Origin of the sequence: Pseudonocardia sp. DSM 110487, from assembly GCF_019468565.1 — a bacterium.
Classification (GTDB): domain Bacteria; phylum Actinomycetota; class Actinomycetes; order Mycobacteriales; family Pseudonocardiaceae; genus Pseudonocardia.
This window is the reverse complement of the sequence record NZ_CP080521.1, coordinates 215,670-228,613: the sequence shown is the minus strand read 5'-3', so window position 1 is coordinate 228,613 and position 12,944 is coordinate 215,670. Positions and strand designations below refer to the sequence as shown.

Genomic DNA, 12,944 nt, shown 5'->3' with positions numbered 1-12,944 from the left:
TCGCCGTGCGCACACCAACCGACGCCGGATTCGGCCGAGCAGCGACCGTCTTCCCGGTGGTCGTCTTCCCGGTGGTCGTCTTCCCGGTTGTGGTCTTCCCGGTTGTGGTCTTCCCGGTTGTGGTCTTCCCGGTTGTGGTCTTCCCGGTCGTGGTCTTCCCGGTCGTGGTCTTCCCGGTCGTGGTCTTCCCGGTCGTGGTCTTCCCGGTCGTGGTCTTCCCGGTCGTGGTCTTCCCGGTGGTCGTCTTCCCGGTCGTGGTCTTCCCGGTCGTGGTCTTCCCGGTCGTGGTCTTCCCGGTCGTGGTCTTCCCGGTCGTGGTCTTCCCGGTCGTGGTCTTCCCGGTCGTGGTCTTCCCGGTCGTGGTCTTCCCGGTCGTGGTCTTCCCGGTCGTGGTCTTTACGGTGCCACTCGAGGTCGACTTCGCGGGATCCTTCTGCCCAGAAGTCTTCTTCTCGCCGCTCGACGACTTCCCCTCGGACGACTCATCCTCGGACGAAGACTTCTTCTCACCCCTCGAAGGCTTCTTCTCATCGCCCGACTTCCCCCCGGACGACTCATCCTCGGACGAAGACTTCTTCTCACCCCTCGAAGGCTTCTTCTCACCGCCCGACTTCCCCCCGGACGACTCACTCTCGGCCGAAGACTTCTTCTCGCCTCCACCCGAGGAGTTTCCCTTTCCACCTTTCGCGGTGGATGCGGTCGCGGCCGGAACGACGACGGCCGCCGAAGCGGGCGACGCCATCACCACGGATCCCATCCAGAGCGCCACGAGTAGCCCGGCGATGATGAGCACGCCACGCACGATCGACATCGCGACGTCCGCGAGCCCGGGCCGCAGCCGCACGGCGCACGACTCGGCACACACGGCGAGGCCAGTGGCCTCGCCATCGTGTGCATAGGTCGCGCGCATGACGTCAGATCTCCTCGGAAGCGTTCACAGGGAACAAGAAGCTGCGGAGTAGAACAAGAGCAGCCGCATGATGAACAGGCCGACACCGGCCGAACGGGAAGGTCAGTTCCCACATCCGCACGTCGCGCCCGAGGCAGCGACCCGCTCTCCCCCCGACGGTCCGGCGCGCAACGTCAGCAACGGCTCGTCCGGAAGGACGATTGAACGATAGCCGGACAGCGCAGGAAGGTCCACCCCGCGGATACTCATGGAGGACCTGAGTGGAAACACTCAGGCGCTCGAGGAGCCTCACAACCGCAGCTGATCGGCACTCGAGCCGCCGTCGGTAACCGGATTCACCTTTTGCCTAGCCAGGTGTCGAACATTCTCTTGGCTGCCGAGTACACCGGTAGCGGCGCGGAGAAGGAATGTTCGTGCTGGACCTCAGTGGGCGGGAGGCTGTCCCCGCCTGATCAGTGATGAGGACACCGAGTTCATCCTCGCGACGGCCACCACCCGCCCGGGCAGGCTCGGATGCCCGTTGACGGGAGCGTGCGCAAGCTCTCCTCATCCAGCTGAGAATCTAGGCTGGCCGGTGCGCGCGCGTCCGTCGTAAGCGGTTGCGCCAACTACTGCGCAAGCCCCGCGTGTCATTCCAGCGGACCCGGAAGGAGTCGCGCGATCTGGGGCAAGGACCCACGATGGACCGGATCAAGCAAGTGACCAGCAAAGTCTCGAAGTGGACGCCCAGCTCGTCGACGACTTGGTGGGCGGCCATCACCGGGTCCTGCCTCACGGGTGCGCCCAGTAGACCGCTTCGATGAACGACGACCCTGGCGGACGCTCGCCACCGCAGTCGTTCGGGTGACGCGTTCCACCCTTACCGGTGCGAGCCGCAGAGCCCGAGTCTCCATGTTTCGTCAGCCCGGTGGGGCCTGCGCCTCCGGCTCGTCATTCGGGGTCCGGGCGACGAACCTGATGAAGACGGCGCCGAGCACGCCGAGCATGATCAGCACGCCCAGCGAGAACCAGCCGAGGCCGGTGATCGCGGCGCCCAGCTGGAGCAGCAGGCCCAGGCCGATCGCTGCGAGCGTGAGTCGGTAGCCGGGTTCGGTGCGGGCGATCGCGAGGACGGCGGTCCGGTTCGCGGAGCGGAGCGCTCGGGTCGCCCACCACGCGAACGTGATGACATCGAGGACCGACAGACCCGCGAGGATGCGGACCACCAGTCCCGGGGTGCCGAGGCCGCCGAAGATGAGGACGGCCGTCGCGGCCAGGCCCAGCGCCGCCAGGTGGACCAGCAGGTGGCGCCACATCAGCGCAGTCAGGTTCTGCGCAACCGCCGGCTCACCCGGGTCCATCGAACCGGCCTCGACCAGCCCGTGCAGGGCAGGGCCGATCCGCAACATGGCCGAGTCGAGCATGGCGAGGTTGTGGCGCGCGCTGAAGTGGGTCGGGTCGATGCGGAGGGCTTCGTGGTATGCCTGCCGCGCGATGCGCCATTTCTTGAGATCCGCGGCGATGTCTCCGACGAGGACGTGGTGATCGGGGTCTTCCGGTTCGAGCTCGACCGCCTGTCGCCCGACGGGAAGGGCCCGCTCGTGGTGACCGGCCCGATTCAGCACGAACGCGTGGTGAGCGTGGGCCACCCCGGATTCGGGGTCGCGCGCCACGGTCCGTTCGGACCGCTCCACGGCCTCGTCGTGCCGGCCCATCCAGGAGAGGTGGGTGGTGTAGAGCAGGTACGCCCACTCGTGGTCGGGGTCACCGGCGAGTGCGGCCGCGGCGGCGGCCAGCCCTTCTTCGTAGCGGTCGGCCGCGAGCAGGGTGGCCGACAGCTCGGCGAGGAGGCCAGGGTCTTCCGGTTCGGCGGCGAGGGCTTCCCGTGCCACCCGCTCGGCGTCGTCGAGCCGGCCGAGCCCGCGCAGGTGCTCCACCCGCTGCGCCGCCTGCTCTGCGCTCACAGCTTGCGGTGCTTGCGCAGGTAGGCGGCGAGGTCGTCGTAGCCGCCGTCGGTGTTGGCGAACATGACGACGTTGCGCGCGGTGGCGAACCATGGGCCGGTGCTGGGGCGCACCTCGCCCAGCGCGGCGACGAGGTCGGCGGTGGTCAGCGGCTGCAGCCGCTGGGCCTGCATCGACGCGGCCAGTGCCCGTTCGGCGGCCGTGGTGCAGACGTGGGCCAGGTCGGCCCCGGAGTAGTGCTCCGTCGCGGCGACGAGCCGGTCGACGTCGATGCCGGAGGTCGGCCGGTCCCGCAGGTGGTAGCGCAGGATCGCGGCTCGTGCGGGAGCGTCGGGTGGGAGCACCAGCAGCATGCGGTCGAACCGTCCGGGTCTGCGCAGCGCGCTGTCGATGTCCCACGGGTGGTTGGTGGCGCCGAGGACGAAGACGCCCTCGTTGTCGCCGCCGAGCGAGTCCATCTCGCTCAGCAGCTGGTTGACCGTGTTGCGCATGCTGCTGTCGTGGCTCAGGTGGGCGCGCTTCTGGCCGAGCGCGTCGATCTCGTCGAGGAAGAGCACGCAGGGGGCGTTGCGCCGGGCCGCGGCGAAGATCCCCGCCAGGTTGCGCTCGCTGGACCCGGTGTAGATGTCGAGCACATCGGCGATGCCGACGTTGAAGAAGTTGGCGCCCAGCTCGCCTGCGACCGCGCGTCCGATGAAGGTCTTGCCGCATCCGGGCGGGCCGTAGAGCAGCAGCCCGCCGGAGAGGCTCTTGCCAAAGGCCTTGGCCAGCGCCGGGTTGCGCATCGGGCCCAGGAACGCGATCTCGAGGCGCTGCTTGACCTGCTCCATACCGCCGACGTCCGCAAGACGCACGGACGGCCGTTCGATGTCCTCGACGGTCGGTGACGGGGTGGCGGGCTCCTCGATGGACAGGGCGGGGATGTCGGCCACCTGCTCCTCGGCGTGCCGCCAGTCGAAACCTTCGGCGGGCGCCGGGCCGGGCTCGGCCGGTTGGGTCATGAGCGCCGTGATGCGTTCCAGCATCGCGACCGCGCTCGCGTTCGACGGCTCCGTGGCGAGCACGTGGCTGCAGTGTTGGAGAGCATCGCCCGGCCGATCCCGTTCGATGAGGAGCTCGGCGACGTGGAGGCGCAGCGGGACGTCGGCCGGGGCGGCCGCGACGGCAGCGAGCAGGGTGGTGAGGAGCGGGTCGTCAGGCATCGAAGAGGAGTATGTCCGGCAGGGACGATCCGAGTCACACCCGATTTCGTCCGAGCGTGGCCATCCTCCGAACCGGCGGTGCTGTTGTGGTGCAAACCCTCGAGTGTCGCCGTGCCGAGCTTGTCCTCGCCAGCCAACGCGTCGTTCGCCGCGTCGACGTGGCCCGATACCTCTCCGTCGGACATGCCGGTCACCCGTTGGAGGTGCGCGAGCGCCTCACCGGCCCGGCCCTGCACGTTGGCGAGGCCAAGGTGTGTGGACTCGTGGCACGCCTCGCAGCGATGGTCGGCACGGCCGGTCACCATCCGTCGCAGTCGCTCCCAGTCCCGCTGAGCCGTTCGGCCGCCTCGCGGACGAACAGCACCAGCGGGACGTCTCCGAGCTTCGGCACGATGTAGAGCCCGGATCTGCGCGTCGTAGGTCATTCGCGTGGTCGGGTCGATCTCGTGCTGGGCCATCCAGCGCTCAAGGAGCGCTCCTACGGTCGCCTTGGTCCTACCGACCTTCAGCGCGTCGGCCTCGGCCTGGGGGCGCGTGAGGACCTTCTCAGCATCCTTGTACGCCTCGGGATCGGCACGGTCTCGTAGAGGACGATCCGCTCGCGTGTGCTCGGGTCGGAGCAGGCCGAGACGCGGGCCTGCCAGCCGTCGCCGTGCCGGCGAATCCCGCCGCGCCTGCGGCTCGCGATCGGTCCCCCAGTGCCTGCCACGGCTCGGAAGCTAGCAAGGTTCGTGGCCAAGACTGTGGCCAGAGATCAACAACCGATCCGACAAACGATCTCCGCCCTGACCGTTCGTGCTGGTCAGGGCGGAGATTCTTGCTGTGCGCCCGAAGGGATTCGAACCCCTAACCTTCTGATCCGTAGTCAGATGCTCTATCCGTTGAGCTACGGGCGCGTGCTGTTCAGTTGTACATCATGCCGCGACCGACCCGGAAGTCGACCGCACCAGCGCGGAGGCTCCGGGATTTGAACCCGGGATGGGGGGTGACCCCAAACCGCATTAGCAGTGCGGCGCCATAGACCAGACTAGGCGAAGCCTCCCGGGGCCTCTCGGCCTCCAGCGGACATCAGAGTACATGGGTGGGTCCAGCGGGTTCACGACCCCCCGGTCGCGAGGGCGAGGAAGGGGCCGAGGGCGTCCGGGTTCTGGAGGGCGCCGCGGCTCACGGCGCGCTCCGGTGGCGTGCCGGCGAGGATCTTCTTGACCGGTACCTCGCACTTCTTCCCGTTGAGCGTGCGGGGGATCGCCTCGACCACCACGAACCGGTCCGGGACGTGGCGGGGCGACAGCTCGGTGCGCAGGGCACGGCGCAGGGCGGGCTCCACGTCGTCGAGCGAGGTTCCTTCTGCGAGGACGAGGAAGCAGAGCAGGGCTCCTTCGTCGCGGGCGCCGAGCTCGGTGGTGTCGATCACCAGCGAGTCCATGACCTGCTCGAAGCCCTCGACCACGGCGTAGAAGTCGGCCGTGCCCATCCGCACGCCGCCGCGGTTGAGCGTGGAGTCGCTGCGTCCGTAGATGACGAACGACCCGCGCGGCGTGCGGCGCACCCAGTCACCGTGCCGCCACACGCCGGGGAACTCGTCGAAGTACGCCTCGCGCAGCCGGGTGCCGTCGGGGTCGTTCCAGAACATCACCGGCATCGACGGCATCGGCCGGGTGATCACGAGCTCCCCGACCTCGTCGACGAGCTCCTGCCCCTTCTCGTCGTAGGCGACGACGGCGGCCCCGAGCGAGGCACAGCTGATCTCACCCAGCCACACCGGCACGTTCGGCGCGGAGCCCACGAACGCGGCGCACACGTCGGTGCCGCCGGACACCGAGCAGATCTGCACGTGCTCGCCGACAGCGTCGCCGACCCAGCGGAACCCCTCGGCGGACAGCGGGGCGCCCGTTGAGCCGAGGGCGCGCAGCCCGCCCAGGTCGAACTGGTCGCGGGGGCGCAGCCCGGCCTTGAGGCTCGCCTGGATGAACGGGGCGGACGTGCCGAAGTACGTGACCCGGTGCCGCTCGGCGAGCCGCCACAGCGCGCCGAGGTCGGGGTAGCCGGGGTTGCCGTCGTAGAGGATCACTGTCGCTTCGACGAGAAGGCTGCCGATGAGGAGGTTCCACATCATCCAGCCGGTGGTGGTGAACCAGAAGAACCGCTCCCCCGGCCCGAGCTCCATCTGCAACCGGAGCGCCTTGAGGTGCTCCAGCACGATGCCGCCGTGGCCGTGCACGATGCCCTTCGGCAGGCCGGTCGTGCCGGACGAGTAGAGCACCCACAGCGGGTGGTCGAACGGCACCGGTTCGAACGCGAGCTCACCCGGGGCACCGGTGAACTCGGCCCACGGGACGGCGCCGTCGAGCGTGGCGGTCTCGTCCAGGTACGGCACCAGCACGGTGGCGGCGAGGGTGGGCAGCTTCTCCCGCAGCTGCTGCACGGTGCTCCGGACGTCGAACCGCTTGCCTCCGTAGACGTAGCCGTCGACGGCCAGCAGGACCTTCGGCTCGATCTGCGCGAACCGGTCGTGCACCGCCCTGGCCCCGAAGTCCGGCGAGCAGGACGACCAGATGGCGCCGAGGCTGGCCGCGGCCAGGAACGTGACGAGGGTTTCGACGCTGTTGGGCGCCAGCGCGACGACGCGGTCACCCCGGCCGACCCCGGCGCGCACGAGCCCGGCGCGCGCACGGCCGACGAGGTCGCGCAGCTCTCCGCGCGTCACCTCGCGCTCGACACCGTCCTCCCGGGCGAAGACGACCGCGAGATCGGCGTCGGCGCCGGGCGCGAGTGCGTGCTCGGCGTAGTTCAGCGTGGCCCCGGGGAACCACTCGGCACCCGGCATCTCGGTGCGGCCGAGCACGGCATGCGGCTGCTCGTGGAACCGGACGCCGAGGAACTCGGCCACCGCCGACCAGAATCCGGCCTGGTCGTCCACCGACCAGGCGTGCAGCGCGGCGTAGTCGGGAGCGTCGACGCCTCGGTGCTCGCGCACCCAGTCGGTGAACTCGGCCAGCGGACCGTGGTGGTCGGGGTCGGGGGTCCACAGGACGTCGGGGGCCTCGGCGCCGGTCATACGCGCAGCATGCATTCCGAGGTCCGCCCGCGCCAGAGGCGTCCCGGGTGGTGGATCAGCGCAGGTGGGAGTCGAACCAGTTGAGGGTGCGCTGCCAGGCGTCGGCGGCCACGTCCGGGTCGTCGTCGAATCGGTGGCCGCGGCGCGGGTAGACGACGACGTCCGTGGCGACCTGCGACGACGCGGCGGCGTCCCGCAGCCGGATGACCTCCGGGTCCGGCCCGCCGCCGTTGACCTCGCCGTAGATGCCCAGCCACGGGCAGGTGAGGCCGGGGGCGGCGTCGACCAGCGCGGGCAGCCCGGTGGCCGGGGTCGCGGCCACCCGGTCGCCCGCCACCGTGATGGCGGCACCGAGCGTGCGTTTCGCGGCCACGAGCAGCGCTACGGAGCCACCGAGGTCGAACCCGATCACCCCCATCAGGTCGGGGGTGACGCCGTGCTCGGCGAGCCACCCGAACGCCGTGTCGGTGTCGGCCATCACCTGCTCGCCCTCGAGCCGGTCGACCTGTTGCTGAACCTCCTCGTCGGCGCCGTCGAGCTCATCGGCACCGTCACGGTGATAGAGATGTGGGGCGACGGCGAGCCAGCCGTCCGCGGCGAGGCCGTGCACGATGCCGCGTACCGAGTCGGTGACACCCCGCGCCTCGTGCAGCACCACGATCCCCCCGCGGATCGCGCTGACCGGTTCTGCGACGGTGAGTCGCAGCGCACTGCCGTCGACCAGAGGGACGGTCTCGGTGCGGATCTCGGTCATGGAACCAGGGTGTCACGGCTGGGTGAAGTCGGCGGCCTCGGGCACGGTTACGGTGACGTTCATGACGCAGATCCGCCCGGACCTCGACAGCCTGCCGGCCTACGTGCCCGGGAAGACCATCCCGGGCGCGATCAAGCTGGCGAGCAACGAGGTCGCCCTCCCTCCCACCCCGCGGATGCTCGCCGCGATCGCTGAGGCCGCGACGAGCGGCAACCGCTACCCCGATCTGGCCGTCGCAGGCCTGACGGCGCGGTTGGCGGAGGCTCGGGGCGTCGCACCGGAGCGGATCGCCGTGGGCTGCGGCTCCGTGAGCCTGTGCCAGCAACTGGTGCAGGCCACCTGCCGGGAGCCCGAGGACGAGGTCGTGTTCGCATGGCGCTCGTTCGAGGCGTACCCGATCGTCACGCAGATCGGCGGGGCGACGATCCGTACCGTCCCGATCGACGCCGAGTTCCGCCACGACGTCGACGCGATGGTCGCCGCTGTGGGGCCGCGCACGCGGCTCGTGTTCGTCTGCAGCCCGAACAACCCGACGGGCACCGTGGTCACCCGCGCGGAGCTGGAGCGCCTGCTCGCTGCCGTCCCGCGGAACGTGCTGGTGGCGCTGGACGAGGCGTACCACGAGTACGTCACCGACCCGGACGCCGTGGACGGCATGGACCTGATCGACGTCCACCCCAACCTCGTGGTGCTCCGCACGTTCTCGAAGGCCTACCGGCTGGCGGCGCTGCGCGTCGGGTACGCGATCGGGTCGCCGGAGGTGGCGACGGCGCTGCGCAAGGTCTGCTCGCCGTTCAGCGTGAGCTCGATGGCGCAGGCCGCCGCCGTCGCGGCGCTCGACGACGAGGAGGTGCTGCTCGCGAGCTGCGCCGACGTGATCGAGGAGCGGGTCCGGGTGCGCGACGCCCTGCTCGCCGCCGGCTTCACGGTGCCGCAGACGCAGTCCAACTTCGTGTGGCTCGCCCTCGGCGAGCGAACCGCCCCGTTCGCGGCGCACTGCCTCGACCACAAGGTCGTCGTACGCCCGTTCCACCCCGACGGCGTGCGCGTCACGGTGTCGACGCCCGAGGAGAACGACGCGTTCCTCGCGGCCGCGCGGGCGTTCCAGGAATAGCCGAAGGCGGCCCGGCCCCGAACTGGTCGGGACCGGGCCTGCGACGGGGTCAGCGGGTGACGCCGCGCCTGCCGTAGACACCGGCGACGACGGTGACACCGATCGCGGCCACGACGACCTGCAGGATCAGCTCGATCCAGTCGATGCCGCCGGTGTCGGCGACGCCGAACAGGCCTGCGATCCACGTGCCGATGAAGGCCGCCACGATCCCGACCAGGATGGTCAGCCAGATCGGGATGTTCTGCTTCCCCGGCGCCACGAGGCGGCCGACGAACCCGATGATGGCGCCGATGATGATGGCGGTGATGATCCCCGTAACAGTCATCCGTGCTCCCGACTCTCGTCCGGGCCGCAGCCGCGCGGCTCGTGTAGTCATTGGGTAGCACGGTGTGACCACCGTCGCACTAGGCAACCGCAGATGCCACCCGGTCGGGCCGCGTTCGATAACAGTTACGGCATCGATCAGGCTTCGAGGACGTAACCCTCGCCGCGAACGGTGCGGATGCGCTCCGAACCGATCTTGCGCCGCAGGTAGGAGATGTAGACCTGCACGAGATTCGGCGAAGCCGGCTCGGACCAGACCTCGCGGGCCAACCTGTGCGGTGGCACCACCGCGCCCGGCTCGGCGATGAGGGCCATCAGCAGCGCGTACTCGGTGGGTGACAACGACACGGGCTGCCCGTCGATGGTGACGTCGCCGAACTCGGTGTCCACCACGAGCTCGCCGTGGCGCAGCACGGTGTTCTCGACGGCGGGGCCGAGCCGCAGGCGCAACCGGATCCGGGCGGCCAGCTCGTCGACGGCGAACGGGCGTACGAGGAAGTCGTCGCGGTCGCCGCGCAGGAGCCCGAGCAGACCGAGCCTGCGTTCGCGCGGCGTGACTGCGATGACGGGCACGTTGGGCGCCTCGTGGTGCACCGCGGCCAGCACGGCAGCCTGGTCCGGGCCCGGGAGCTCGACGTCGAGCACGACGAGGGCCGGGCCGCGGTTGCGGACGGCGTCGAGCACGCCGATGCCGTCGCTCACCGGGCTGACCGACACGCCTTCGGCACGAAGGCTGCGCAGCACAGAGGCCGACGCCGCCGTCGGTGGCAGCGCCAGCAATACGTGGTTGTTGGTCGGGGGCATCGTGTTCGGGGGCACGGACACACGCGCCGACACAGCGGTCGACGTGTACGAGGACGCACCCCCCGGGGGAGCAGCGGGGAGCATCGCCAGACACCTTTGCGCAGCGGGCGGCCCGTAACAATCGGCTAACGGAGCGACATCACTTCCAGGAGTACGACGGATAGGCGCAACCTGAGAGCGCGATTACCCCGAACGGGGTACAAACCGCGCGCAACCTCACCGATCGGGCGCGTTCCGGCGCGTGCAACCTACCCCTGGGCGCGTACGAGCAACCCGCACTCTCAGGTTTCCGATCACGAGCCGTCACCGTCCCTATCGTTCCGCCCCATGCGAAGGACAACCTCCGCAGTGGGCGGTCGCTCGGGCTCTGCCACCGAGCTGATCGAACGGATCACTGCCGAACGTGGCAGCGACGCCGTCACGGACACGGGCCGCCACCGGCTCCCGTCCCGCCACGCGGAGGCCGTCGTCACCACTGAGGCGCCCCGGACGAGCTCGATGACCCGGCGGCTCGCACCGCTGGCCGTCGGCGCCGTCGTAATGCTCGTGGCCACCCTCGTCGCCACGCTCGCGCAACCCCCGGAAGACCCCTCGCTCGCGGCGCAGGAGCTGAGCAACACCGTCGCCCGTACCGATCCCGCCCAGGCGCCGCCCGCGACCCCGGAACCGACGCCGGAGCCGACCGCCGAGCCCCAGGCCGCCGCCGAGCCGACAGAACCCCCTGCCACGCCCAAGCCGGAAGCCGCCGAACGCAAGACGGCAGGCAACGGCCAGGCCGCGGCACCCCGCAAGAGCGGTGAGGGCAAGTCGGCGGCCGCCGCGAAGGGCTGGACCCGCGCCGGCGGCGACGAGTTCAACAGCGGACTGAGCCCGCTGTGGAGCCCCTACGACAGCGAGGGGCACGACGGCGCCGGACGCCGCACACCGGACGCGGTCAGCGTCGAGAACGGCAGCCTCGTGATCCGCGGCGACTCCGAGGGCAACACGGGCGGCATGTCCTGGAAGGAGGACCAGCGCTTCGGTCGCTGGGAGATGCGCGCCCGGTTCCCCAAGGGTGACGACCAGTACCACCCCGTGCTGATCCTCTGGCGCGAGAGCGGCGGCAAGGAGAACGGCGAGATCGACTTCGCCGAGACGACCAGCGCGTCGCCCGACGTCTCCTTCTTCCTGCACTACGGCAGCGACCAGAAGTACGCGAAGAAGACCCTCGACATCACGCAGTGGCACAACTACGCGGTCGAGTGGGTGGATGGCAGGGTCACCGGCTACATCGACGGCGAGAAGTGGTTCGAGAGCACCGACTCGGAGACCCTCCCGCCGGGCAAGATGCACGCGACGATCCAGCTCGACTACTTCCCCGAGGGCGGCTCGCCGAAGCCCACCGAGATGTACGTCGACTACATGCGGATCTACCGCTAGAACCCTCCGACTTCCCCGACGACTGCCCATACCCCGTCCCGCCCGGCGCTCCCCACCGGGCGGGGCGGGACGTTCACCGGGACGTCAGCAGCCGGGCGAGCCGCGTGTCGGACTCGCTCAGGGCGTCGAGGTCGAACGTCGAGGTGGACGCGAGCAGCTCGTCGGCCCCGGTGCGGTGGAACAGCTCGCCGAGCTCGGCGGCGACCGTGGCCTCGTCGCCGTGCACCGTTCGGCCGACGGCGTCCTCCATGACCGTGCGTTGCCGGGCGGACAACACCCGATCGGGGTCGACCGGCTCCAGCGCCGGGAACTGCCCGGTGGTGCGGGCCGCGGCCAGCGCCCACGCCTCGGGTAGGGCCAGCTCACGGGCCGCGGCGACCGAGTCGGCGATCAGCACGTCGAGCGAGACCACGACGTACGGCCGGCCGCCTGCGGCCATGGCGCGCCCGCGGTAGTCGTCCAGTGCCTCCCCGACGTCGGCGCTGTCCAGCACGGGACCACCGAGCACGACCGGCAACCCCGCGTCGCCCGCGATGGCGAGGCCCCGCCCAGTGGCCAGCACGAACACCGGAACCGGACGCTCGAGGCGTGGGCGGGCCGTGACCGGGCCCCGGCCGTCGAGGTAGGAGCGCAGCTCGTCGAGATCGGCCTCGAAGGTGTCCGGCGCGTCGGCCGCACGGCGCAGCGCCGTGCGCACCGGAGCGGTGAAGCCGAGCGAACGGCCGACGCCGAGGTCGATCCGCCCGGGGAACAGCGCCTCGAGTACCGCGAACTGCTCGGCGACGACCAGGGGCTGGTGGTTGGGCAGCATCACACCGCCGGACCCGACCCGGATGCGGTCGGTGCGGGCGGCAACGGCCGCCATCAGCACCGGCGGGCTGCCGCTCGCGATACCGGGCACGGCGTGGTGCTCGGCCACCCAGAACCGGTGGTACCCGAGCCGCTCGGCACGCCGCGCCCGCTCGACCGTGTGCCGGAGGGCAGCGACGTCCGGCTCGCCCGCGCGGGTGCGCGAGCGGTCCAGCAACGAGAGCTCGACCTGCGGATCCATCGCTTCGCCCAACACGCCGACCCCGCCTGCCATTCCAGAGCTGGTCGGCTGGCGGCGCACTGAAACCGCGACTCACGCGCACCCAGCCCGCGACTCGCGGAAGTGAGTGGGTCAGTGGCGGCGTTTCGTGTGCGGGCGGCCGCCGCGGGTCTGGCGGGCCAGGTCGTCGCGCGGGCCGACGTGCGTCGGATCGCCCTTCTTCGCCTTGGCCCGGCGCTCGGCCCGGTTGAGCGGAGCGGCCTCCTCGTCCGGGTCGGTGGCGGGTTCCGGCTCCGCAACCGACTCGGGCTGCTCGGGGTTGGGCGGTACTGGCTGGGACACGGAGAACCTCCGAGGTGGTCGGGATGGGGACGGGGTTGCTCTCA

11 protein-coding genes and 2 tRNA genes are annotated in these 12,944 nt (G+C 70.5%); 3 read left to right on the top strand and 10 right to left on the bottom strand.

Annotated elements, in window-relative coordinates; genetic code table 11:
* Nucleotides 1-5 precede the first annotated feature (5 nt).
* Nucleotides 6-899 carry a hypothetical protein gene (locus tag K1T35_RS00970; protein WP_220258308.1) on the top strand — a complete coding sequence of 298 codons (894 nt, stop codon included), beginning with the start codon at nt 6-8 and terminating at the stop codon, nt 897-899.
* Nucleotides 900-1,809: 910 nt separating this feature from the next.
* On the opposite strand, the gene K1T35_RS00965 is transcribed toward K1T35_RS00970, so the two are convergent.
* The 6 genes from K1T35_RS00965 to K1T35_RS00940 all read right to left on the bottom strand — a co-directional run bounded on the left by K1T35_RS00965 (nt 1,810) and on the right by K1T35_RS00940 (nt 7,867).
* The gene (locus tag K1T35_RS00965; RefSeq protein ID WP_220258307.1) at nt 1,810-2,853 is read right to left on the bottom strand and encodes a tetratricopeptide repeat protein; all 1,044 of its coding nucleotides are present in this window, start codon (nt 2,851-2,853) and stop codon (nt 1,810-1,812) included.
* Nucleotides 2,850-4,055 carry a 26S protease regulatory subunit gene (locus K1T35_RS00960; RefSeq protein ID WP_220258306.1) on the bottom strand — a complete coding sequence of 402 codons (1,206 nt, stop codon included), beginning with the start codon at nt 4,053-4,055 and terminating at the stop codon, nt 2,850-2,852. The genes K1T35_RS00965 and K1T35_RS00960 overlap by 4 nt, the downstream gene beginning before the upstream one ends.
* Nucleotides 4,056-4,878: 823 nt before the next feature.
* Nucleotides 4,879-4,951, bottom strand: a tRNA-Arg gene (locus K1T35_RS00955).
* Nucleotides 4,952-5,007: 56 nt separating this feature from the next.
* Nucleotides 5,008-5,097, bottom strand: a tRNA-Ser gene (locus K1T35_RS00950).
* A gap of 54 nt (nt 5,098-5,151) precedes the next feature.
* Entirely contained in the window at nt 5,152-7,113 is a 1,962-nt protein-coding gene (locus K1T35_RS00945) for an acetoacetate--CoA ligase (RefSeq protein WP_220258305.1), read from the bottom strand.
* A gap of 55 nt (nt 7,114-7,168) precedes the next feature.
* Complete coding sequence (locus tag K1T35_RS00940; protein WP_220258304.1) at nt 7,169-7,867, bottom strand: dienelactone hydrolase family protein; 699 nt, start codon at nt 7,865-7,867, stop codon at nt 7,169-7,171.
* Between the two features lie 61 nt (nt 7,868-7,928).
* Here K1T35_RS00940 and hisC point away from each other — a divergent pair, with 61 nt between their 5' ends.
* Nucleotides 7,929-8,981, top strand: coding sequence for a histidinol-phosphate transaminase (gene hisC / locus K1T35_RS00935; RefSeq protein WP_220258303.1), 1,053 nt, complete (start codon nt 7,929-7,931; stop codon nt 8,979-8,981).
* A gap of 49 nt (nt 8,982-9,030) precedes the next feature.
* On the opposite strand, the gene K1T35_RS00930 is transcribed toward hisC, so the two are convergent.
* Together K1T35_RS00930 and K1T35_RS00925 are read right to left on the bottom strand one after the other, a co-directional pair.
* Entirely contained in the window at nt 9,031-9,306 is a 276-nt protein-coding gene (locus tag K1T35_RS00930) for a GlsB/YeaQ/YmgE family stress response membrane protein (protein ID WP_220258302.1), read from the bottom strand.
* Nucleotides 9,307-9,443: 137 nt separating this feature from the next.
* Complete coding sequence (locus K1T35_RS00925; RefSeq protein ID WP_255621457.1) at nt 9,444-10,124, bottom strand: response regulator transcription factor; 681 nt, start codon at nt 10,122-10,124, stop codon at nt 9,444-9,446.
* A 312-nt stretch (nt 10,125-10,436) separates the two neighbouring features.
* Here K1T35_RS00925 and K1T35_RS00920 point away from each other — a divergent pair, with 312 nt between their 5' ends.
* Nucleotides 10,437-11,528 (top strand): glycoside hydrolase family 16 protein, encoded by a 1,092-nt coding sequence (locus K1T35_RS00920; protein ID WP_220258300.1) that lies wholly within the window; start codon nt 10,437-10,439, stop codon nt 11,526-11,528.
* Nucleotides 11,529-11,601: 73 nt separating this feature from the next.
* On the opposite strand, the gene K1T35_RS00915 is transcribed toward K1T35_RS00920, so the two are convergent.
* Together K1T35_RS00915 and K1T35_RS00910 are read right to left on the bottom strand one after the other, a co-directional pair.
* On the bottom strand, nt 11,602-12,579 hold the full coding sequence (locus tag K1T35_RS00915) for an MsnO8 family LLM class oxidoreductase (protein WP_220258299.1): 978 nt from the start codon (nt 12,577-12,579) through the stop codon (nt 11,602-11,604).
* Between the two features lie 111 nt (nt 12,580-12,690).
* Complete coding sequence (locus tag K1T35_RS00910) at nt 12,691-12,900, bottom strand: hypothetical protein (RefSeq protein ID WP_220258298.1); 210 nt, start codon at nt 12,898-12,900, stop codon at nt 12,691-12,693.
* Between the last annotated feature and the right edge of the window lie 44 nt (nt 12,901-12,944).